The sequence below is a fragment of the Arthrobacter burdickii genome, from assembly GCF_030433645.1.
GTDB classification, from domain to species: domain Bacteria; phylum Actinomycetota; class Actinomycetes; order Actinomycetales; family Micrococcaceae; genus Arthrobacter_D; species Arthrobacter_D burdickii.
The window spans coordinates 1,361,801-1,382,753 of sequence record NZ_JAROCG010000001.1; the positions used below are offsets into that span (position 1 = coordinate 1,361,801).

The 20,953-nt window shown below is 68.2% G+C and carries 18 protein-coding genes; 10 read left to right on the forward strand and 8 right to left on the reverse strand.

Going from position 1 to position 20,953, the window contains the following annotated elements; genetic code table 11:
• Positions 1-23: 23 nt before the first annotated feature.
• The gene (locus tag P5G52_RS06330; RefSeq protein WP_301225691.1) at positions 24-2,282 is read right to left on the reverse strand and encodes a transglycosylase domain-containing protein; all 2,259 of its coding nucleotides are present in this window, start codon (positions 2,280-2,282) and stop codon (positions 24-26) included.
• 35 nt (positions 2,283-2,317) lie between these two features.
• On the opposite strand from P5G52_RS06330, the gene sp36 reads away from it, so the two are divergent.
• From sp36 to P5G52_RS06345, 3 genes are read left to right on the forward strand one after another with little or no spacing between them, the layout of a single operon-like run.
• The gene (gene sp36 / locus P5G52_RS06335; RefSeq protein WP_298253797.1) at positions 2,318-2,473 is read left to right on the forward strand and encodes a Sp36 family protein; all 156 of its coding nucleotides are present in this window, start codon (positions 2,318-2,320) and stop codon (positions 2,471-2,473) included.
• 2 nt (positions 2,474-2,475) lie between these two features.
• Entirely contained in the window at positions 2,476-2,967 is a 492-nt protein-coding gene (locus tag P5G52_RS06340; protein ID WP_301225693.1) for a RidA family protein, read from the forward strand.
• 3 nt (positions 2,968-2,970) lie between these two features.
• Positions 2,971-3,885, forward strand: coding sequence for an NUDIX hydrolase (locus P5G52_RS06345; protein ID WP_301225695.1), 915 nt, complete (start codon positions 2,971-2,973; stop codon positions 3,883-3,885).
• Positions 3,886-4,080: 195 nt separating this feature from the next.
• Here P5G52_RS06345 and P5G52_RS06350 read toward each other — a convergent pair whose 3' ends face one another.
• Positions 4,081-4,758, reverse strand: coding sequence for a Crp/Fnr family transcriptional regulator (locus P5G52_RS06350; protein WP_087028341.1), 678 nt, complete (start codon positions 4,756-4,758; stop codon positions 4,081-4,083).
• 231 nt (positions 4,759-4,989) lie between these two features.
• Here P5G52_RS06350 and P5G52_RS06355 point away from each other — a divergent pair, with 231 nt between their 5' ends.
• From P5G52_RS06355 to P5G52_RS06375, 5 genes are all read left to right on the forward strand, one after another.
• Positions 4,990-6,186, forward strand: a complete 1,197-nt coding sequence (locus P5G52_RS06355; RefSeq protein ID WP_301225697.1) for a MarP family serine protease — start codon at positions 4,990-4,992, stop codon at positions 6,184-6,186.
• A 91-nt stretch (positions 6,187-6,277) separates the two neighbouring features.
• Positions 6,278-6,979 (forward strand): polysaccharide deacetylase family protein, encoded by a 702-nt coding sequence (locus tag P5G52_RS06360; protein ID WP_301225699.1) that lies wholly within the window; start codon positions 6,278-6,280, stop codon positions 6,977-6,979.
• Between the two features lie 211 nt (positions 6,980-7,190).
• Positions 7,191-8,885, forward strand: a complete 1,695-nt coding sequence (locus P5G52_RS06365) for an ABC transporter substrate-binding protein (protein ID WP_301225701.1) — start codon at positions 7,191-7,193, stop codon at positions 8,883-8,885.
• A gap of 91 nt (positions 8,886-8,976) precedes the next feature.
• Positions 8,977-9,981, forward strand: coding sequence for an ABC transporter permease (locus P5G52_RS06370; RefSeq protein ID WP_301225703.1), 1,005 nt, complete (start codon positions 8,977-8,979; stop codon positions 9,979-9,981).
• On the forward strand, positions 9,978-10,919 hold the full coding sequence (locus P5G52_RS06375; protein ID WP_301225705.1) for an ABC transporter permease: 942 nt from the start codon (positions 9,978-9,980) through the stop codon (positions 10,917-10,919). The genes P5G52_RS06370 and P5G52_RS06375 overlap by 4 nt, the downstream gene beginning before the upstream one ends.
• A gap of 87 nt (positions 10,920-11,006) precedes the next feature.
• On the opposite strand, the gene P5G52_RS06380 is transcribed toward P5G52_RS06375, so the two are convergent.
• The 5 genes from P5G52_RS06380 to P5G52_RS06400 all read right to left on the reverse strand — a co-directional run bounded on the left by P5G52_RS06380 (position 11,007) and on the right by P5G52_RS06400 (position 16,549).
• Positions 11,007-11,963: a DUF5996 family protein gene (locus P5G52_RS06380; protein WP_301225707.1), complete on the reverse strand. Its 957-nt coding sequence runs from the start codon at positions 11,961-11,963 to the stop codon at positions 11,007-11,009.
• Between the two features lie 143 nt (positions 11,964-12,106).
• Positions 12,107-13,963, reverse strand: a complete 1,857-nt coding sequence (locus P5G52_RS06385; RefSeq protein ID WP_301225709.1) for a dipeptide ABC transporter ATP-binding protein — start codon at positions 13,961-13,963, stop codon at positions 12,107-12,109.
• A gap of 55 nt (positions 13,964-14,018) precedes the next feature.
• Entirely contained in the window at positions 14,019-14,498 is a 480-nt protein-coding gene (aroQ, locus tag P5G52_RS06390; RefSeq protein ID WP_301225711.1) for a type II 3-dehydroquinate dehydratase, read from the reverse strand.
• A gap of 7 nt (positions 14,499-14,505) precedes the next feature.
• Positions 14,506-15,831: an MFS transporter gene (locus P5G52_RS06395; protein WP_301225713.1), complete on the reverse strand. Its 1,326-nt coding sequence runs from the start codon at positions 15,829-15,831 to the stop codon at positions 14,506-14,508.
• A gap of 136 nt (positions 15,832-15,967) precedes the next feature.
• Positions 15,968-16,549, reverse strand: coding sequence for a TetR/AcrR family transcriptional regulator (locus tag P5G52_RS06400; RefSeq protein ID WP_301225714.1), 582 nt, complete (start codon positions 16,547-16,549; stop codon positions 15,968-15,970).
• 114 nt (positions 16,550-16,663) lie between these two features.
• On the opposite strand from P5G52_RS06400, the gene P5G52_RS06405 reads away from it, so the two are divergent.
• Complete coding sequence (locus tag P5G52_RS06405; RefSeq protein WP_301225716.1) at positions 16,664-17,086, forward strand: organic hydroperoxide resistance protein; 423 nt, start codon at positions 16,664-16,666, stop codon at positions 17,084-17,086.
• Between the two features lie 154 nt (positions 17,087-17,240).
• On the opposite strand, the gene acs is transcribed toward P5G52_RS06405, so the two are convergent.
• Positions 17,241-19,199, reverse strand: a complete 1,959-nt coding sequence (gene acs, locus P5G52_RS06410; RefSeq protein ID WP_301225718.1) for an acetate--CoA ligase — start codon at positions 19,197-19,199, stop codon at positions 17,241-17,243.
• 289 nt (positions 19,200-19,488) lie between these two features.
• Here acs and P5G52_RS06415 point away from each other — a divergent pair, with 289 nt between their 5' ends.
• Positions 19,489-20,931 carry a hypothetical protein gene (locus tag P5G52_RS06415; RefSeq protein ID WP_301225720.1) on the forward strand — a complete coding sequence of 481 codons (1,443 nt, stop codon included), beginning with the start codon at positions 19,489-19,491 and terminating at the stop codon, positions 20,929-20,931.
• Positions 20,932-20,953: the final 22 nt, after the last annotated feature.

The following is a 20,953-nucleotide window of genomic DNA, read 5'->3' on the forward strand; positions in this document are numbered from 1 at the left end:
CTGCTTCCTCCGTCGTCGTCCGCCTATCCCCCAGTGGTACCACCGGTGGAGTCGCCCGTGCCAGTCCCGCCGTTGTCGGTGCCCGGTGTGGCAGGAACCGCCGTGCGGGACGTGCCGGGGATCGGGCGCTGGGGGCCGTTGATCATGCTGGCCGGAGGGTTCGCGAACGGCGCTCCCACGTACAGGCCGGGGATCTGCTGCATGAAGCGCGCCCAGGACGGTCCCGCGATGAGTGAGCCGTCGATCTCGGGGTAGACCTGCCCGCCGATCTGCAGGCCGCCGAGCGAGCTGGCCTCGCCTTCACCCTGCCAGTTCCCGACCCAGCTGGCGGTGACCATGCCGGAGTTGTAGCCCATGAACCAGGTCTGCGAGCGTGCATCGTTGGTGCCGGTCTTGCCCGCCATCGGGATGTCACCGTACTCGAGGAGCTGCCCGGAGCCGTTCGTCATGACGCGCTGCGTGGCGTAATTGACGCCGCGCGCTACGTCCTGGGAGATCTTCCGCTCGCAGGACACGGCGGGGACGGGGTAGCTCGTCCCGTCGACGGCGGTCACCTCGGTGAGTGCACGGGGGTCGCAGACGACACCCTCATTGGCGAAGCCGGAGTACGCCTTGGCCATCGACATGGGTGCGGCCTCGCCGCCGCCGCCGATCAGGGCAGATGGCTGGAAACCGAACTTCGCTTCCTCGCCCTCGGCGCTCTTGGCCTGGTGGACGCCGAGGTCGTAGGCGATGTCGCGGATCCTGCAGAGGTCGAGCTGCCGGGCGCTGGCCATCGTCATGGTGTTCAGCGACTGTGCGAGTCCGTCGAGGACGGTCGTGAAGCGGTAGTTGATGTCCCCGTAGTTCTGCGGCGTGTAGCCGTCCTCTTCCTGGATCAGGAACTTCCCGCCCTGCGCGCAGCTCGCCTTCCACTCGTCGAACTGGCGGTAGGTCTTCTTGGTGCCGTCGAGGACCTGGTTCAGGCTCCTCCCGTCCTCGACCCACGCCGCCACGGTGAACGGCTTGTAGGTCGAGCCCGGCTGGAACCCGCCGCCGCCGCCGAGGCTCTTCGACGGATCCCCGCCGTCGAACTGGTCGACGTTGAAGTTCAGCACGGTGTTGCCCTGGCCCGCTTCTGGGTTGTACCGGGTGTTCTGCGCCATGGACAGGATGTTGCCGGTCTTCGGGTCGAGGCTGATCATCGTGTGACCCACCTTGCCGTCCGTGGTGTCCGGGTTGGCCGTCTCGGTGACGGCGGTCTGCGCCGCGGCCTGCACCCGGGAGTCGAGCGTGGTCTTGATCGTCAGGCCCGAGCGGAACAGGACCTTCTCGCGGTCCTCCACGGTCTCGCCGTAGGCGGGATCATTCATGATGAGGTGCGTGACGTAGTCGCAGAAGTAGGGGGCCTGCGCGGCGCCGACGCAGCCGCTCAGGGTCGGGCTGATATTCAGTCCGAGATCCGTGGCGAGGGCGGCGTCGTGCTGCTCCTGCGTGATCTTGCCACGGGTCAGCATGGCGTCGATGACGATGTTGCGGCGCTGCAGCGCTCCCTCCGGGTTGGACTCGGGGCTGTAGGCGCTCGGACCGTTCACCAGACCGGCGAGCAGTGCGCTCTGCTGGATGTTGAGGTCCTTGGCGTCGACGTCGAAGAAGTACTTCGAGGCAGCCTGGACGCCGTAGGTGGTGCCGCTGAACGGCACGATGTTGAGGTAGCCCTCGAGGATCTCGTCCTTGCTGAGCTCCTTCTCGACGGCGATGGCGAGCTTCATCTCGCGGAGCTTGTCGCCCACGGTCTTTCCGCCACCACTGAGCGTGAGGGTCCCGCCGTTCTGGCGGGCGGTGTCGATCAGGACGTTGTTGACGAACTGCTGCGTGATGGTCGACGCGCCGCGCTGCGTGCCGTTCGAGACGTTGCTGGCGATCGCCCCGAGGATGCCCTCGAGGTCCACGCCGCCGTGCTCGTAGTAGCGGTAGTCCTCGATGGAGATCAGTGCGTCGCGCATGGTCGGCGACACCTGGTCGAGCGTCACCGGCTGGCGGTTCTCCTCGTAGAGGGTCGCGATCAGTGATCCGTCGGTCGCCACGATCTTGGTGGGCTGGGCGAGCGCCTCGCGCTCCAGCTCAGCCGGGAGTTCCTCGAAGAACTGGATCGAGGCGGAAGCTCCCGTCCCCGCGGCGGCAGCCACCGGTACAAGCAGGCCCGCGGCGAGCACGCCGGCGAGCCCACTGATCCCGAGGAATGCCATGATCCTGCCGAAGGTGGTTGCCGTGTCGAACAGGGGAGATTTGCGCGCAGCCATTATTCCAGTTTACAAGCACGCGCTAGGCTTTCCTCATGAAGAAATGGGAGTACTCTACGATTCCGCTCATCATCCACGCGACGAAGCAGATCCTCGACCAGTGGGGCGATGATGGATGGGAGCTCGTGCAGGTGGTCCCCGGGCCGGACGGAAACGGCCTCGTCGCGTACCTCAAGAGGGAGAAGAACTAGCGGTGTCTGCTGGAAATACAGCGGTTTCGGCGGTCGAGGCGCGTCTCGCGGACCTCGGGATCACGCTCCCCGAGGTGGCTCCGCCGGTCGCCTCCTACGTCCCTGCGGTCGTCACCGGCAGCTACGTGTACACGTCCGGCCAGTTGCCGTTCATTAATGGCAAACTCCCAGCTTCGGGCAAGGTCGGTGCGGCCGACGGCGGTGTCGATGCCGGGACGGCAGCCTCCCTCGCCGCTACCTGCGCGGTCAACGCGCTGGCGGCGATCAAGAGCCAGATCGGCGACCTCGACCGCATCACGCGCATCGTGAAGGTCGTGGGCTTCGTGGCGTCCGACCCCTCATTCACCGGGCAGCCCGCGGTCATCAACGGCGCATCCGACCTGCTCGGAGCCGTCCTCGGCGATGCCGGGATCCATGCCCGCTCCGCCGTCGGTGTCGCCGTCCTTCCCCTCGACTCACCCGTGGAGGTCGAACTCCTCGCGGAGTTCGTCTAGGCCGTGGACCGCGTCAGCACCAGGCTCTTCCCCGTGCACCCCGACCAGCGCACGGCAGCGGAGAGCTGGATCGAACACGGGGAGCGCACGCCCCTGAAGGCCCGGTCGGCGTCGTCGGTGGTCCTCCTGCGTGACACCGCGATCGGCACGGAGACGTATCTCTCCTACCGTCGGGGTCAGTCGCCGCTCGGCGTCATCGGGTTCCCGGGCGGGAGCATCGAGGAGTCCGACGACGACGACCTCCCGTGGTTCGGGCCGACGCCGTCGATGTGGGCGAAGAGCCTCGGCGTCGAGGACCACCGGGTGGCCCGGCGGCACGTGCTTTGCGCCATCCGCGAGCTGTTCGAGGAGACCGGCGTGCTCCTCGCCGGTCCCGACGCCTCGTCGATGGTGGAGGGCACCCAGGCCAAGGAGTGGATGAAGGCCCGGGAGGCCATCAACGAGGGTGAGAGCCGCTTCTCGGAGATCCTCGCCCGCCGCGGCCTGGGCGTCCGCACGGACCTCATCAAGCCGCTCTCGCACTGGCTCACCCCCGATTTCGCCCACCGCCGCTTCGACACGCACTATTTCGCGGCGGCGCAGCCCGTGAACCAGGAGCCCAGCATCCTCGAGAGCAAGGGCGTCTGGGGTGAGTGGCGCTGGGCTGCGCAGGAGATCGCGAACCGGGACACCACCAGGCTCGGCGACGAAGTGGGCCAGGCGAACACCGTGGGCCGCACGCTCAGCGAGCTCGCCGTCCCGGCGGTCGAGATCATCCTCGAGAAGATCGGTTCCTCGCGCGGCTGCATCGCCTACCTCTCGCACAAGCGCCCCGTGAAGATCTACCACCCGCAGCTCTCCGAGCACGACGGCGACCTCGTGCTGCAGGTCGAGTGTCCGAAGCTCAGCGAGGGCGGCTCGGTCCAACGGGGCCGCTGACAGGCCGTGCCCGTCCCGTCGAGACGGCAGAAAAGACCGCTCTTCGCGGCTCGCGGCGGTCACTTCTGTCTTCTCAGGCCTCCCTGGACCCGGCGTGAGGCCCTGCACAACAACGCCGCCCCTGCACAACGAAGAAGGTGCACAACGGAGAAAGGCACCTGCCCTCGGGCAGGTGCCTTTCCTCGTCCTTTGGAATCAGCGGCTGCGCTGGCGCAGCCGCTGGATGTCGAGGATGACGACGGCGCGGGCCTCCAGACGGAGCCAGCCGCGCTGCACGAACTCGGCAAGGGCCTTGTTGACCGTCTCGCGGGATGCGCCGACGAGCTGGGCCAGTTCCTCCTGGGTGAGCTCATGGGCGACGAGGATCCCGTCGGTCGCGGGGCGGCCGAAGCGGTCCGCGAGGTCGAGCAGGGCCTTTGCTACGCGGCCGGGAACGTCGGAGAACACGAGGTCGGCGAGCGACTCGTTGGTGCGGCGCAACCGCCGGGCGAGGGCCTGCAGCAGCTGGGCCGAGACCTCGGGGCGGGTTTCGAGCAGCGTGCGGAGGTTCTCGTTCTTGAGACCGGCCAGGCGCGTCTCCGACACCGCGGTGGCGGTCGCGGTGCGCGGGCTCGGGTCGAACAGGGCCATCTCGCCGAACAACTCGCCGGGGCCGAGGATCGCGAGGAGGTTCTCGCGGCCGTCCTGGGCGGTGCGGCCGAGCTTGATCTTGCCGGAGACGATGAAGTACAGCTGGTCGCCCTGGTCACCCTCACGGAACACCGACGAGCCGCGGGGGAGGTCCACTTCGATCAACTCGTCGGTGAGTGCGGCGAAGACGTCGTCTCCCAATGATGCGAAGAGGGGCGCCCGGCGCAGTACCTCGATATCCATGAATTCTCCTGATGCGTCTTGATGCGGCGGTCCGCGCTGTATTCTCCTCTCCATCTTGCCGTACTGGAGCGGATGTGACGACAGATACGCGCTCCGGAGGCCCGTATTCGCGCTCCATTCCCGCTGCCGCACCCTTCCTTCCCACCGTGCTCCCATGCTTCGCGGCTAGAATCGCTCGCAGTGCCGGGAGGTGGGCCACCTTCCGTCGTCCATAGCCAGGGGAGAATAGACGTGCCGGAATTGAATCTCGCGGGGTTCACCCTCCTCGACGTCGTCCTGGCGGTGATCCTCCTCGGGTACCTCGTGAGCGGGATCCGGAAGGGGTTCCTCGTCACGCTCGGGGGCATCGCGGGTTTCGTCGCGGGTGCGGTCGCGGCGTTCTTCGCGATACCCCTCGTCAGCGGGTGGGTTCCGGACAATCCCTGGCGGCTCATCGCCGTCATCGCGACGGTGATCGTCCTCGTCCTCGTGGGCCAGGCGGTCGGCTCCGCGCTGGGTGCCTCCATCCGCCGCTGGTCCGACTTCCCACCGCTGCGCCTCGTCGACCGCCTCCTCGGTGGCGTGGTGAACGTCGTGGTCGCCGCGCTCGTCCTCTCGATGCTCGCCTTCAGCGTGGGGACCCTCGGCGTCCCGTTGGTGTCCCAGCAACTCGCTTCCTCGCAGGTGATCCGCGGAATCGATACCGCGACACCGGGACCGGTGCGCTCGTGGATGGCGCAGCTGCGGACGATCGCCGTCGACGACGGCATCCCCACGCTCCTCGAGGGCGTCGCACCCGTGCCTGCAGAGGTACCGGACGCATCGGTGGACACCCCCGAGCTCGCCGCTGCGGCCGCCTCCGTGGTCCGCATCACCGGCACCGCCTACCAGTGCGGCCAGAACCAGACGGGATCGGGGTTCGTCGTCGCTCCTGGCCGGGTCATCACGAACGCCCACGTGGTCGCCGGGGTGAACGAGCCCGTCGTCGAGGTGCCCGGCGGAGGCGCCCTGCCGGGCCGGGTGGTGCAGCTCGACACGGCGCGTGACATCGCCGTGATCGCCGTCGACGACCTCGAGGCGGCTCCGCTGCCGCTCGGGGACGAACTGGCCAATGGCACGACGGCCGCCTTCGCGGGGTATCCGGCCGGCGGGCCGTACCGGATCCAGCCCGCCAGCGTCCAGGGCCTTTCACCCGTGCTCGTGAACAACATCTACGGTGCGGACCCCAAGCCCCTCCAGATCTACAGCCTGGCCGCGAACGTGCAGCAGGGGAACTCGGGCGGACCGCTGCTCGACCTGCAGGGCCGCGTGGCCGGCGTCGTCTTCGCCAAGTCCACGGCGGATGCCCCCGTCGGCTACGCACTCTCGCTCGAGGAGTTGCGGCCGATTGCGGAGGGTGCCGTAGGGCTGGGCGACTCCGTCTCGGCCGGACAGTGCACGCGGGGCTGAATAGTCACGCTGGTACGCTTCAGCGCATATCTCGCTCTTCGATGAAGGGGACATCATCTCCAGATCAGCCGCCCCCGCCGCGCGGGTCCGCGTGGCCACGCCGCCGGTGTTCATGTACCACTCCATCAGCCCCTCGAGTCTGCCGGATCCGCACCGGTTGCGGGTCCACCCGGACCGGCTGGACCGGCACCTGAGGCTGCTGCGGCGGTTCGGCTATCGCGGGGTGTCCCTGTCGGAGTTACTGCGCGCCCAGGAGCGGGGGGAGGCCCGAGGCCTCGTCGGGCTCACCTTCGATGATGGTTACACCGACTACCTGGAGCACGCCCTCCCGGCCCTGCGACGATACGGGATGACGAGCACGCTGTATGCGGTGGCCGGCCGTCTCGGCGGCAGCAACGAGTGGGACGACGGCCCCCGCCTCGGCCTGATGGACCGCGACCAGTTGCGCGCCGTTGCGGCCGCCGGGCAGGAGGTGGGCAGCCACACCATGACCCATCCCCACCTCGCGGGTACCGGTGCGGACTTCCTGATGGCGGAGATCGGGGGCAGTCGTGAGGTCCTCCAGGACGTCCTGCAGGAGGAGATCGCAAGCTTCTGCTACCCCTACGGTGAATTCGACGACGACGCCGCCGCGGCCGTGCGCGCGGCAGGCTACGATCACGGCTGCGTGATCGGGGACTACGAGCCGGCCGATCGGTTCACCCTGCCGCGCTGCTACATCAGCCCGCGTGACACGTCTGCCCACCTGATTGCCCGCATGATGCGACACTCGGTGCGCCTGCGGCTGCACTGACCGGTTCTCCTGTTTCGGCGAGATTACGTCGCCGTGTCGCCGGCCGCACGTACCACTCACGATGCCAAATCGTAACCACTTCGGCCCGGAAAATACCGCTGGCGGCGCTCGCGGAAGTTAGGCTCGTCACACGGATCAGCGCGCTCGCCGCTGTGGTCCCATGGCTGCCGGTAGATCCGGTAGGAATCACTCGTTCACCAGGGAGCAACACATGTCTAACAAAGGCACTTCCGTGCGAGGCGCAGGATTCGCGAGAAAACGCGCTGCGCTCACCGCCGGTCTCTCCATCACCGCCCTCCTCCTCACCGGCTGCGTACAGAGCCAGCGCGAGGAGAACACCGGCACCGAGGGAGAGGCCGCCGTCGACTCCACCTTCGTGTTCGCCGCGTCCGCGGATCCCAAGTCCCTCGACCCCGCGTTCGCCAGCGACGGCGAGTCCTTCCGCGTCAGCCGCCAGATCTTCGAGGGACTCGTAGGCGTCAAGGAAGGCACTCCCGATCCCGAGCCCCTGCTCGCGGAGTCGTGGGAGACCGCCGAGGACGGACTCTCGACGACCTTCAAGCTGAAGGAAGGCGTCAAGTTCCACGACGGCACCGACTTCAACGCCGACGCCGTCTGCTTCAACTTCGACCGGTGGTACAACTGGACGGGCCTCCAGCAGGCGCCGACCGTCTCCACCTACTACAACGACCTGTTCCACGGCTTCGCCGACAAGCCGGAGAATGCCGTCTACGAGTCCTGCGAGGCCAACGGAGACAACGAAGTCACCGTCAACCTCGCCAGGCCCTTCGCCGGATTCGTCCCCTCACTCTCCCTCCCGGCTTTCTCCATGCAGAGCCCCACGGCCCTCGAGCAGTACAAGGCCGACGAGATCGGCGGCTCGGCGGAATCCCCGAAGCAGAGCGAATACGCGACGGGTCACCCCGTCGGTACCGGACCGTTCAAGTTCGACTCGTGGGACGTCGGACAGCAGGTCGAGCTGTCGATCTTCGAGGACTACTGGGGAGAGAAGGGACAGATCACCAACACGATCTTCCGGATCATCGACGACCCGCAGGCCCGTCGCCAGGCCCTGGAAGCCGGAACGATCGACGGGTACGACCTCGTCGCACCGGCCGACATCCAGTCGCTGAAGGACGCCGGCTACAACGTCGTCGCCCGCGATCCGTTCACCATCCTGTACCTGGGTTTCAACCACAAGGTCGAGCAGCTCGCCAACCCCAAGGTACGCGAAGCGATTGCCTACGCCATCGACAAGCAAGCCCTCGTTGACCAGACCCTTCCCGAAGGCACCAAGGTCGCAACCCAGTTCATCCCCGACGTCGTCGACGGTTACAGCGAAGATGTCGAAACGTACGACTTCGATCCGGAGAAGGCCAAGGAGCTCCTCGCCGAAGCCGGTTACCCCGACGGGTTCGAGATCCAGTTCAACTACCCGACGAACGTCTCCCGTCCCTACATGCCCACTCCGGAACAGGTTTTCACCAACCTCCAGGCGCAGCTCGCCGACGTCGGAATCACGGTCACCCCGGCACCCGCTGCCTGGTCCCCCGACTACCTCGACCAGGTCCAGGGAACCGAGGACCACGGCCTGCACCTGCTCGGCTGGACCGGTGACTACAACGACACCGACAACTTCGTGGGCGTGTTCTTCGGTCAGGAGAAGCCGGAATTCGGCTTCAACAACCCCGAGCTGTTCGCCGCACTGAGCGAGGCGCGCGGCATGAGCGACCGCGACGAGCAGACCAAGGCGTACGAGGAGATCAACAAGCAGATCTCCGAGTTCATCCCGGCCATCCCGCTGGCGCACCCGGCTCCTTCGCTGGCGTTCAACGAGCGCGTCACGTCCTACCCGGCCAGCCCCGTCAATGACGAGGTCTTCAACAACATCGAGCTCAGCAAGTAGCACCAGCATCTCCAGTGGAGCCGGACCCGCATTCAAGGTCCGGCTCCACTGTGGTGGCGAGCACATCCTGGTTCATCCCCGAGAGGACATCGTGTTACGCGTCATAGGCAAGCGAATTGCCCTGCTCATCCCTACTCTGTTCGGGCTGTCGGTCCTGCTGTTCCTGTGGGTGCGCAGCCTTCCGGGCGGTCCCGCGACAGCGCTGCTCGGCGAGAAGGCAACCCCTGAGGCCATTGCCCGGGTCAACGAGCTCTACGGGTTCGACCGCCCGCTCCTGGTCCAGTACTTCACCTACATGGGCAAACTTCTGCGGGGAGACTTCGGGGTCTCCATCAACACGGGCCGTCCCGTGCTCGAGGAGTTCGCCACCCGGTTCCCCGCGACGGTCGAACTCACGATCGTGGCCCTGATCTTCGCCATCGGCGTCGGTGTGCCGCTGGGCTATGCAGCGGCCCGCCACTACGGGCGTTTCGTCGACCACAGCTCCGTCGTCCTCAGCCTGATCGGCATCACCGTTCCGGTGTTCTTCCTGGCGTTCATCCTGAAATACCTCTTCGCCATCCAGTGGTCCATCCTGCCCCCCGACGGCCGGCAGAATCCGCGTATCGACGCGACCCATTTCACCGACTTCTACGTCCTCGACGGCATCCTCACAGGGGAGTGGGATGCCGCCTGGGACGCCGTCCTGCACCTGATCCTCCCGGGACTGGCCCTCGGCACCATTCCGCTCGCGATCATCGTCCGCATCACCCGCGCATCGGTCCTCGAGGTGCAGAACGCCGATTACGTCCGTACCGCCCGTGCGAAGGGCCTGATGGAGCGCACGATCAGGGGCAGTTTCATCCTGCGGAACGCGATGCTCCCGGTCGTCACCACCATCGGCCTCCAGCTGGGCCTGCTGATCTCGGGCGCGGTGCTGACCGAGACGGTCTTCGCGTTCAACGGGATCGGTAGGTTCCTGCGCGACGCGATCTTCGGGCTGGACTACCCCGTCCTCCAGGGCTTCATCATCTTCATCGCGATCCTGTATGCCCTGATCAACCTGATCGTCGACCTCTCCTACTCCGTCATCGACCCGAGGGTGCGTGTGCAATGAGTACGATCCTCCCCCCAGCTGCGGACGGTTCCGCGGCGCCGACTGATCCCGCCATCGACACCGGGCGCGGCACTGGCCTGTGGAAGGATGCGTTCCTTCGGCTGCGCAGGAACCCGCAGGCGATCGCGGGTGCCGTCATCATCGGGCTCTTCCTGCTCGTCGCGATCCTCGCCCCGATCCTGGCACCCTACGGAGGCAACGATCTCCCCGGCCGTACCTCGATCACGCCGACCACCATCCCGGGGCCCGGAGAGATCGACGGCTTCCCGCTGGGCCTCGACCGCTTCGGCGGCGACGTTCTGAGCAAGCTCATCTGGGGCGCGCAGGCATCGCTGCTGATCGGCGTGGTCTCGACGGGGCTGGGACTCGCCGGCGGCATGCTCCTCGGTGTCCTCGCCGGAGGCCTCGGCGGCTGGGTCGACAACGTGATCATGCGTTTCGTGGACATCCTGCTGTCCGTGCCGAACCTCCTCCTGGCCGTCAGCATCGCGGCGGTGCTCGGGCAGAGTTCCTACGCGATCATGATCGCCATCGGCGTGTCGCAGATCCCCATCTTCGCGCGGCTCCTGCGCTCCTCGATGCTGTCGCAGCGCGGAGCGGACTACATCCTGGCTGCGCAGACCCTCGGGCTCAGCCGCAGGACGATCACCATGAGCCACCTGCTGCCCAACAGCATGGGGCCCCTGATCGTGCAGGCGACCCTCACTCTCGCGACCGCCGTCATCGATGCGGCCGCGCTGTCCTTCCTCGGCCTCGGCGGTGGACTGCCTCAGGCCGCGGAGTGGGGCCGCATGCTCACCTATGCACAGGTGGAACTCGCCGTCGCCCCGCAGCTCGCCTTCCTACCGGGTGCGTGCATCGCGATCACGGCCCTGGGATTCACCCTGCTGGGTGAGTCCCTGCGCGAGGCCCTCGACCCGAAGACCCGCAGGAAGTAGCACCATCGCATCAGCCGCCGGCGGCCATCGACCTCCAGGTCGGTGGCCGCTTCCGTCGGAGTGCGACCGACGGGTCCGTCGCTCCCGTCATCGGGCATGCCTGTCCAGCCGGTGCGGGTCGATGAGGAGGGCGGGATCCCAGCCGCCCGCGGTCGCCGCGGCCCGGTAGGTGCCCCGCAGGAATCGGAGGAGCGCGGCGTCCGGATCCGCCGCGCTGCGCACGGCCTCGTAGGGCAGCAGGAACTGGCGGAACTCCGTGCTGTAGTAGGCGCCGTCGACGTCGATGACGGCGCCGCTGTACCCCTCCGGCTCCGGGTAGGCGTAGGAGTAGAAAGCGCCTTCTTCTCCACCGCCAGGCCAGAATCCGCAGCTGGAGAGCTCGTGCGAGTACCCCTCCTCCATGACCCAGTCGGCGCAGTTCGGGGCGCCACCGGGGTGGGTCGGGGCGGGGCGGCCGGTGAAACGCGTGCACGCGAGGTCCATGGCGCCCCAAAAGAAGTGCACGGGGCTCACCTTGCCGAGGAACTCCGCACGGAAGCGCGTGAGGACCCGCTCCGCCTGGATGAGCTGCCGCCAGAACGCCGTGACCGCCGCTGCGTCGTAGGATGCGTGGTGGTGGTCCTCCGCGAAGGGCACGGCCGGATCCACCTCGGTCGGGACGGGCCGGATGGGTGCCTCGATGCCGAGCTCGGACAGCGCCGTCATGGTCCGCGCGTGGAACTCCGCCACCGACTGCGGTTCGAGGGGCACGCTGCGGTCCTCGCCGGAACTGCTGCGCATCACCAGCCGGTGCGCCACGACGTCGACCTCGATGTCGAACATGCCGTCCCGGTAGGGGATCGGTGAGGTGCCCAGCCCGCGCGGCGTCACGTAGAGCGGCACCTGCCACCAGTGGTTGACCAGGGGCGCGTGCGCCATCCGGACCTTGCCCACCACCTGCAGCCACATGTGCAGCGTCGCCTGCGTGTCCTCCCAGTCCCCGACGCGAAGCGCCGGCCACCCCGAAACCGCCGTCGTCCCGCCCGTCATGACCTGCTCACCCATGGTTCCTCCGCATCATCGTGTGCGGCCAATCTATGCGCCTTCCCAGGGCTGGTACAGGGCGCATCTCCTGGGTGGAGTCCCTCAACCCGCCGCGCGGCCGCAAGCTCCGGGAAACCTTCGACCGCATCGGCTGGTGACGGGGGCTAGGACGCGAGGTCCTCGTCGATGTTGAGCTCGTTGCCGGGAATGGAGGCCAGCAGCTTACGGGTGTACGGGTGGCGGGGGTTCTGGAAGACCTCCTCGGAGCTGGCGGCCTCCACCAGCTCACCGTCCTTCATCACGCAGACGTAGTCCGAGATGAGGCGCACCACCGCGAGGTCGTGCGAGATGAACAGGTAGCTCAGGCCCAGCTCGGACTGCAGGTCGCCGAGGAGTTTGAGGATCTGGGCCTGGACCAGGACGTCGAGGGCGGAGACCGGCTCGTCGCAGACGATCAGTTCGGGCTGCAGGGCGAGCGCCCGTGCGATCGCGACACGCTGCCGCTGCCCGCCGGAGAGCTCCGCAGGGTAGCGCCGGAGGGCGTTCTGGGGGAGGGAGACCTGATCCATCAGCTCGCGGACCCGTGCCGAGCGTTCCTTCTTCGATCCGCGCTTGTAGGCGTTGAGGGGTTCCTCGACGATGCGCTCGATCGTGAACATGGGGTTCAGCGAGGAGTAGGGGTCCTGGAAGATGGGCTGCACGCGCTGGCGGAAGTCGTTGAGCTGCGCCTTATCGAGGGTGGCGACGTCCATGCCGTCGAAGGTCATGGTGCCCGACGTGGGCTCGATGAGCTTGAGCAGCATGCGTGCCGTGGTGGTCTTGCCCGACCCCGATTCGCCGACGATCGCCACGGTCTGCCCCCGCGGGACATCGAGCGTGACGTTCTTCGCGGCGTAGAAGTCCTCCTTGCTGCCGCGGCGCTTGTAGACCTTCGTGAGGTCCCGGATCTCCACGATGTTCGCGGGGGCGGCTTGCTCCGCGGGGGCGGCGGGCCGGTCGGTGGACGACGTCGCGGCATGGGCACCGGCCGGGGAGGGAAGCGGCCCTGCGGGAGCCGCCGCGTCCCCGGAGTCCGGGGAGCCCGCGGTCCCGTGCCCGGCCTCGTGCTCCGCGAACACTTCCTCGGCGAGTTTCCGCCGGGTGGCGGCGTCCGCCGTGAAGGCGCCGGGGCGCAGGCGGACGGCAGCGACGCTCGGAGCAGCGCGGACGAGCGACTGTGTATAGGGGTGCTGCGGATCGTTGAGCAGCCGGTCGGCGGGGCCGGTCTCCACGACGCGTCCGCGGTGCATGACCACGAGCTGCGAGGCGCGCTCGGCGGCGAGCCCAAGGTCATGGGTGATGAGGAGCACCGACGTGCCGAGCTGGTCCGTCATCGTCTCGATTTGGTCGAGGATGGTGCGCTGCACCGTGACGTCCAGGGCCGACGTCGGCTCGTCGGCGATGAGGAGCCGGGGCTGGCAGGCGAGGCCGATCGCGATGAGGGCCCGCTGGCGCATCCCGCCCGAGAACTCGTGCGGGTACTGCTTGGCGCGCTCGCCGGCGTCGGGCAGGCCGGCGGCCGTCAGCACCTCGATGACGCGCTGCTTGACGTTCTTCTTGGTGGCCATGCCGTGGACGAGGAGCGTCTCGGCGACCTGCGTGCCGATCTTCGTCACCGGGTTGAGGTTGGACATCGGGTCCTGCGGCACGAGGCCGATCGCCCTGCCGCGGATCGAGCGCATCCTCGCTTCCGGCAGGTTCACGAGGTCCTGGCCTTCGAAGAGGATGCTGCCGGAGGTCACCTTGCCGTTCCCCGGCAGGAGGCCGATGCACGCCATCGCCGTCGTCGACTTGCCGGATCCGGATTCGCCGACGATCGCGAGGGCGCTGCCGCGTCGAAGGGTGAAGCTGGCATCCTCGACCGCCTTCACCTCACCGCCGGTCGTACGGAAGCTGACCGCCAGGTTGCGCACCTCCAGCAGGGGTGCGTCAGGGTCGTCGGTCAGGTCGGTCATGCTGCCGGCCGGGGTGATGTCCGTCATAGCACCATCGTGCCCTATGCGCAGGGCGGTCACCGCCCAATCGGCGGGCGCTGGGCTAACTTTCTGGCAACGGTGCGGCGCCCCCGGCGGTGAGGCGTGCGGCGAGGTGGTCCACTGCAAGGCGGTAGCCGTCGATCCCTGCGCCGACGATCACCGCGTCGGCCACGGCGGAGAGGAACGAGTGGTGCCGGAACTCCTCGCGCCGGTGCACATTGCTGATGTGGACCTCCACCACCGGGAGCTCGACGCCGGCGAGGGCGTCGCGGATGGCAATCGAGGTGTGCGTGAAGGCCCCGGCATTGATGACGATCCCGTCCGACGTCGAGCGCGCGGCATGGATGGCGTCGATGATCTCGCCCTCGTGGTTGGACTGCATCGCGGTGGTGGTGCACCCGCGTTCCCGTGCGGTGTCCGAGGCGAGGCGGACGACGTCGTCGAGCGTCGCCGTCCCGTACACGGCCGGTTCCCGGCTGCCGAGCAGGTTCAGGTTCGGTCCGTTGATCACGAGGATGCTGGGTGTGCGTGCCGGGTTCATGCCCTAACTATGCCGCACTGCGGGCGGCGGGCACGGGATCCGCCGTTCGCGCGCGCAGGACCGCCGCACCCAGCGCTCCGGCTACGGTCACGAGGCTCAGGACCGCCAGGACGACGCCGGGGTGCCACCAGGCGCCGCCCGTCGCGATCCCCAGCCGCTGCGTGATCGACGGCACGAAGCCCGCCACGATGGCGGCGATGCTGTAGGCGAAGGACAGGGCGGTGAATGCCGTCGCCGGCCGGAAGATGTCCGCCATCAGCCCGCCGAGGGCGGCCCAGCTGGCGGTCGGGAGGATACCGCCGAGGATGATCGCGGCGATGTACATCGGCTCGGTCGCGATGCTGATGATCCAGTAGAGGGGGAAGGCGATCAGGGCCGTGCCCAGCGCGCCGCCGGCGACGACCTTCGCGGAGCCGATGCGCATGGCCAGGTAACCGAAGGCGGGGATGGTGGCGAGCTGGAGGACGGATCCCACGAGGGCGGCGTTCAGGACGGTCTCCTGCGACAGGCCGAGGGTCTGCGTGCCGTAGGCCTGCGTGTACGTGACCATCAGGAAGTAGGAACCGATTCCCAGCACCGCGGAGGCGATGGCGACCACGATGGCGACGGGCTGGGACTTCAGGACCTCGAGGAAGGGGACGCGGGGGAGCGCGTGTCGCCGGTCCGTTTCCTGGAAAACGGGCGTCTCGTCGATGGCGAGCCGCAGGTAGATCGCGACGGCGAGGAACGGGAAGGCGAGCAGGAACGGGATACGCCAGCCCCACGAGGTCATGACATCGGGGGCGACGACGGCGAGGACGAGGAAGATGGCGGAGATCAGCATGGTGCCGACGGGGGAGCCGAGCTGTGGGATGGAGGCGTACAGCGCGCGCTTGCGCGGTTCGGCATGCTCGGTGGCGATGAGGATGGAACCGCCCCACTCGCCGCCGAGCGAGAGGCCCTGCAGCAGCCGGAGCACGGTGAGGATGATCGGGGCCCAGACGCCGATGGTGGTGTAGTCCGGCAGCAGTCCGACGGCGCCGGTGGCCAGTCCCATCAGGGTGATGGTCCAGATCAGGGTGCGCTTGCGGCCGATCCGGTCACCGAGGTGCCCGAACAGGATGGCGCCGAGGGGGCGGGCGACGAACCCCATCGCGAAGACCAGGAAGGCCGACAGCGTTCCGGCGAGCGGATCCTGCTCGGTGAAGAAGACGGTGTTGAAGACGAGTGCGGCGGCCGTGCCGAACACGTAGAAGTCGTAGGACTCGAGGGCGGTTCCGACGAAGGAGGCTCCGGCGACGCGGCGGGCCATGCGCGGATTCGATACGGGGGGCTGCTGCAGGGTTGTGGACACGCTGAAATTGTCCTCTTGCCCCCGGGCCCGGGCCACCTTTCAGGACGAACGTCACACCGGCGGCAGGGCGCCGTTCCCACCGGCCGCGGCCTCCCGCGAAGATGCTTCCGCATCCCTCAGGCAGGACCGCGGTGCGTCAGGCGGGAAGCGGCGTGCGGACGTGGGCGGCGACGATGGCGCGCCCGGCGGTCACGAGGGACCGGGTCACGGCGGACGCATCGCCCATGAAGCCGTGCACCATCGCTCCGTCCCGCAGCATGATGAGCTGGTCCGCGACGACGTCGGGCTGGTCCGCTCCCAGCTCGTCCAGGAGTTCGGCGACCACGCCGTGCAGCCAGGTCCGGTAGCGATCGACGGCGTCCCGGACCGGGTTGCCCTCCGCCGGGTACTCCGCCGCGGCGTTGATGAAGGTGCACCCGCGGAAGCCCGGCCGGCAGGCCGCGGTGCCATTGACGGTGGCGAGACGGAGCAGGACCGCGCACGCGTCCCGGTCCATCCGTTCCCGCGCCACGACGGTCTTCAGCTGCTCGAGCTGGCTGTCCAGGTACGCGACCACAAGGTGGTCCTTCGACTGGAAGTGCCGGTAGAACGTCACCTTGGTGGTGCCGGCGTCGGAGATGACCCTGTCGGCGCTGACCGAGCGGATGCTGGTGGTGTCGAACAGTCGGGTAGCCGAGGCGAGGATGCGCTCGCGGACGGGAAGCTGCGCGTTCATCATGCTCCATTGTGGGTCGGGGGCGGGATGCCCCAGGATTTGGACGACGTAGAGTTACTAGTTAGTCTACCTGTAGTGAGGGTGCCAGTCCGGCCCCGGAACGGAAGGATCGACAGCATGGGTGCTCTCTACACTGCAGTGGCAACAGCGAGCGGCGACGGACGCAACGGCAAGGCGCGCACCGACGACGGGGAACTCGTCGTCGATTTGGCGGTCCCGAAGGAGATGGGCGGCACCGGCGGTGCGACGAACCCCGAGCAGCTCTTCGCCGCCGGCTATGCGGCCTGCTTCCACAGCGCGCTGAAGCTCGTCGCGAGCCGCGGCAAGGCGAGGATCAGCGACACGGCGGTCACCGCCGAGGTGAGCATCAACGCGGTCGACGGTAGAGCGTTCCAGCTGGCCGTCGCCCTGCACGCCGAGATCGGCGGAGTGGACCAGGAGACCGCGGACCGGCTCGTCGAGCAGGCGCACCAGGTCTGCCCGTACTCGAACGCGACCCGCGGCAACATCGAGGTCACCGTGGACGCCACCGTCGGCTGACCGTTCCGCCGCCCGGCTCGGCTCGATGCCGTCGGGCGTCGTCCCGCCGCAACGAGGAAGGACCCCCGCAGGTGCGGGGGTCCTTCCTCGTCGTGCGGGCCTCGGGCCCCACGCCTCCTGCTCAGCTCCCGGGCCTCATGCCCGGGCCGAGCCGCTACTTGCGGAGTGAGACGGCGATCTGCTGCATGATCGTCGGATCGGACAGCGTGGTGGCGTCGCCCACCTCGCGGCCCTCGGCGACGTCCTTGAGCAGGCGCCGCATGATCTTACCGCTGCGCGTCTTCGGCAGTTCGGGGACCACCAGGATGTTCCGCGGCTTGGCGATGGGTCCGATCTCCTTGCCCACGTGGTTACGCAGGGTGGTCACGATGTCGTCGTCGTCCTTGGCCGAACCGCGCAGGATGACGAACGCGACCACCGCCTCGCCCGTCGTCTCGTCGCTTGCACCGACGACGGCCGCCTCCGCCACGGACGGGTGACTCACCAGTGCGGACTCGATCTCCGTGGTCGACAGGCGGTGGCCCGAGATGTTCATGACGTCGTCGACCCGGCCGAGGAGCCAGATGTCCCCGTCCTCGTCCTTCTTGGCGCCGTCCCCTGCGAAGTACATGTCGTCGAAGCGGGACCAGTAGGTCTCCTTGAAGCGCTCGGGGTCACCCCAGATGCCGCGGAGCATGGCCGGCCACGGCTCGCGGATGACCAGGTAGCCGCCTGATCCGTTGGGCACGGACTCGCCCATCTCGTCGACGACGTCGATGGCGATCCCCGGCACGGCGACCTGCGCCGAACCGGGCTTGGTCGCGGTCACGCCCGGCATCGGCGCGATCATGTGGGCGCCGGTCTCCGTCTGCCACCAGGTGTCCACGATGGGAGCCTTGCCTCCGCCGATGACCTCCCGGTACCACATCCACGCCTCGGGGTTGATCGGTTCCCCGACGGATCCGAGGACGCGGATGGAGGACAGGTCGTACTTCTTGGGGATGTCGCGGCCCCACTTCATGAACGTGCGGATGGCCGTCGGTGCCGTGTAGAGGATGCTGACCTTGTACTTCTCGATGAGCTCCCACCAGCGGCCCTGGTGCGGCGTGTCCGGCGTCCCCTCGTACATCAGCTGTGTCGCGCCGTTCACGAGGGGTGCATAGGCGACGTAGCTGTGCCCGGTGACCCAGCCGATGTCCGCCGTGCACCAGAAGACGTCCGTTTCGGGGCGCAGGTCGAAGGTGTTCCGGTGGGTGAAGGCGGTCTGCGTGAGGAAGCCCCCGGTCGTGTGGAGGATGCCCTTCGGCTTCCCGGTGGTGCCCGAGGTGTAGAGGATGAACAGGGGGTGCTCGGCGTCGTGCGCCACGGCCGTGTGCTCGTCCGAGGCCGTGTCGACGACGTCGTGCCACCAGAGGTCGCGTCCTTCGGTCCACTGGACCGGCTCATTGTTGCGCCGCACCACCACGACGCTGGTGATGGTGTGACCCTCCTTCTCGAGGGCGCCGTCGACGGCGGGCTTGAGCGGGCTCGGCTTGCCGCGGCGGTAGGTGCCGTCCGAGGTCACGACGATCTTGGCCTCGGCGTCGTCGATGCGGCTGCGGAGGGCGTCTGCCGAGAAGCCGCCGAAGACCACGGAGTGGACGGCGCCGATGCGGGCGCAGGCGAGCATCGTGACGACAGCCTCGGGGATCATGGGCAGGTAGACCGCCACGCGGTCACCCTTCTGCACGCCGAGGGCCTCGAAGGCGTTCGCCGCCTTCTTGACCTCGCGGGTCAGCTCCGCGTACGTGATGGTGCGGGTGTCGCCGGGCTCGCCCTCGAAGTGGATGGCCACGCGGTCCCCGAGCCCCGCCTCGACGTGCCGGTCGAGCGCGTTGTACGCCGCGTTGACGGTGCCGCCGACGAACCACTTGGCGAACGGTGCGTCCGACCAGTCGAGCGTCTGCGTGAAATCCGAGTCCCAGGTGAGGAGGTTCCTGGCCTGCCGGGCCCAGAACTCCGTTCCCTGTTCCCGCGCCTCGTCGTAGAGTGACGGCTGCGCGACGGCGTTCGCGGCGAATTCCTCGCTGGGCGGGAAACGGCGTTCCTCGTGCAGCAGGTTCTCGAAGGCGTCGCCTTGTCGTTCGGCGCTCATGGTCTACCCCTTTGTGACGTGGTGTGGAACGGATGGGACGCAGGGCGCCGCGACGACTCGCAGCACCGCCACGTGCTCTAGGGGAACACTATCGAGTTCTGTGCGCGGCGTGTGCCCGGCGTCACAGGACCTAGCCGAGTTGCGCCGATTGTGCGGTGAGCGGCTGGGTGCCACGGCCCCGTCGTTGGTGGAGAAGGCGGGTGCCGGTGGCTAGGGTGGAAGAAGGTAATCGACACCCGCCGGTCGAGAGTGGGCCGCGGGTGACCAGCGCTAGAAACGGGAGTAAGAGATGACCGAAGCATCCGAGGGGCAGCGCACGATTCGCCCTGAACCGTCGACGTCGGGACAGGGCTCCTCGCCCGGTACGGACGGATCGGCTCCAGGGACGACGGGCGCGAGCGCCTCCGGTGCATCAACCCTCGCGGCAGGGACGACGGGACAGGCCACAGGTCAAGCGGCAGGTCAGGAGGCCGGAACGGTCGTTGGCCGGACGGCTGGACAATCGTCGGCCAGTAGCTCTGCCGGTCCGAGCTCTGCGGTGCTCGGTCCCTTCACCCTGCGTGAGCTCGTCTTCGGCGGCGGTGTCGTGATCGCCTTCATCGGAACGCTGCTGCCCTTCACCGACGGCAGGGTGCTGTACGCGAACTTCTGGAACAGCGTCCAGCTCTTCTTCATCGGGATCGGCATCCTGCTGCCCGTGGTCGCCCTGGCCCTGCTCGCGGGACGGCGCCTGGGCAGTTCCAACCTGCGGGTGGGTTCCCTGTCGGCCGATCAGTTCGCGTCGGTCTCCGCGGTCCTCGCGGCGACGTTCTTCTTCCTCCAGACCGTCACAGCGTTCCATCCAGGGCCGCTGCTGGCGCTGATCGGCTCCCTGCTCATGGTGGCCGCGACCGTCGTCGGGCCGTTCCTCCCCGTCTTCCGGAACGACTTCGCGGACCGGCCCGAGACGCCGGCACATACTGTGGCGCGCCCCATCACCGCGGCCCGCCCCCGACCGCCGAAGCCGGCGAAGCCCGCCGCTGAAGCGAAGGACGGCCCGACCGTGACCGCGTCCCGCAGCGAGTCGGGTTCGGCCGGAGTGAACCCGGCGGCTGCGGCGGTCCGGCAGAACGGAGCAGGGCTGTACGGCGCGGGCGGAGCCGGGGCGGTGGGTGCCGGGGCCGCGGCCTCGGGCCAGTCGGGCATGGAGCGCGAGGGGTCCGAAAACAGTTCGACGTCCGCTTCACCCGTATCCACCTCAGCATCCACTGAGTCGCATGCGCCGCGTCATGTGGAGAGCGGCGCCCACGCCATCGGCGCTGACGAGGAGAACGGCGTGCACCGTCCGTCCCCGGACCATTCCTCCGACGCCGTCCCGGCACAGCCCGCTACGGACACCGTCGGCGAAACGCGCATCCAGGATGTCGTCCACGACGGCTCCACCGCCGCCCCCGCTGGCTCAACCTCCGCTGCCTCCGCTCCCGCCGCGGAGGAACGGCGCCAGGAGACCATCACCGCGACCCGGTCCACCGACGACGAGGAGCCTGTTGTCGAGGCTTTCTGGTTCGCTGTCGGCTCGTCCCGACCCGTCTTCGACGAGCAGACGGGCCGCCAGGTCTTCACCCTCCAGCCAGGCGACTGGGAAGTGGGTATCGAGGATCGCGGCAACGAGTTCCTGGTGCAGGACAAGCGCACGGGCGCCGTCGGGATCCTGCGGGACCTGCGCAACATCGAGCGCGCTCCCCGCGACTGACGCCTGCCACTGGTGCCCAGTG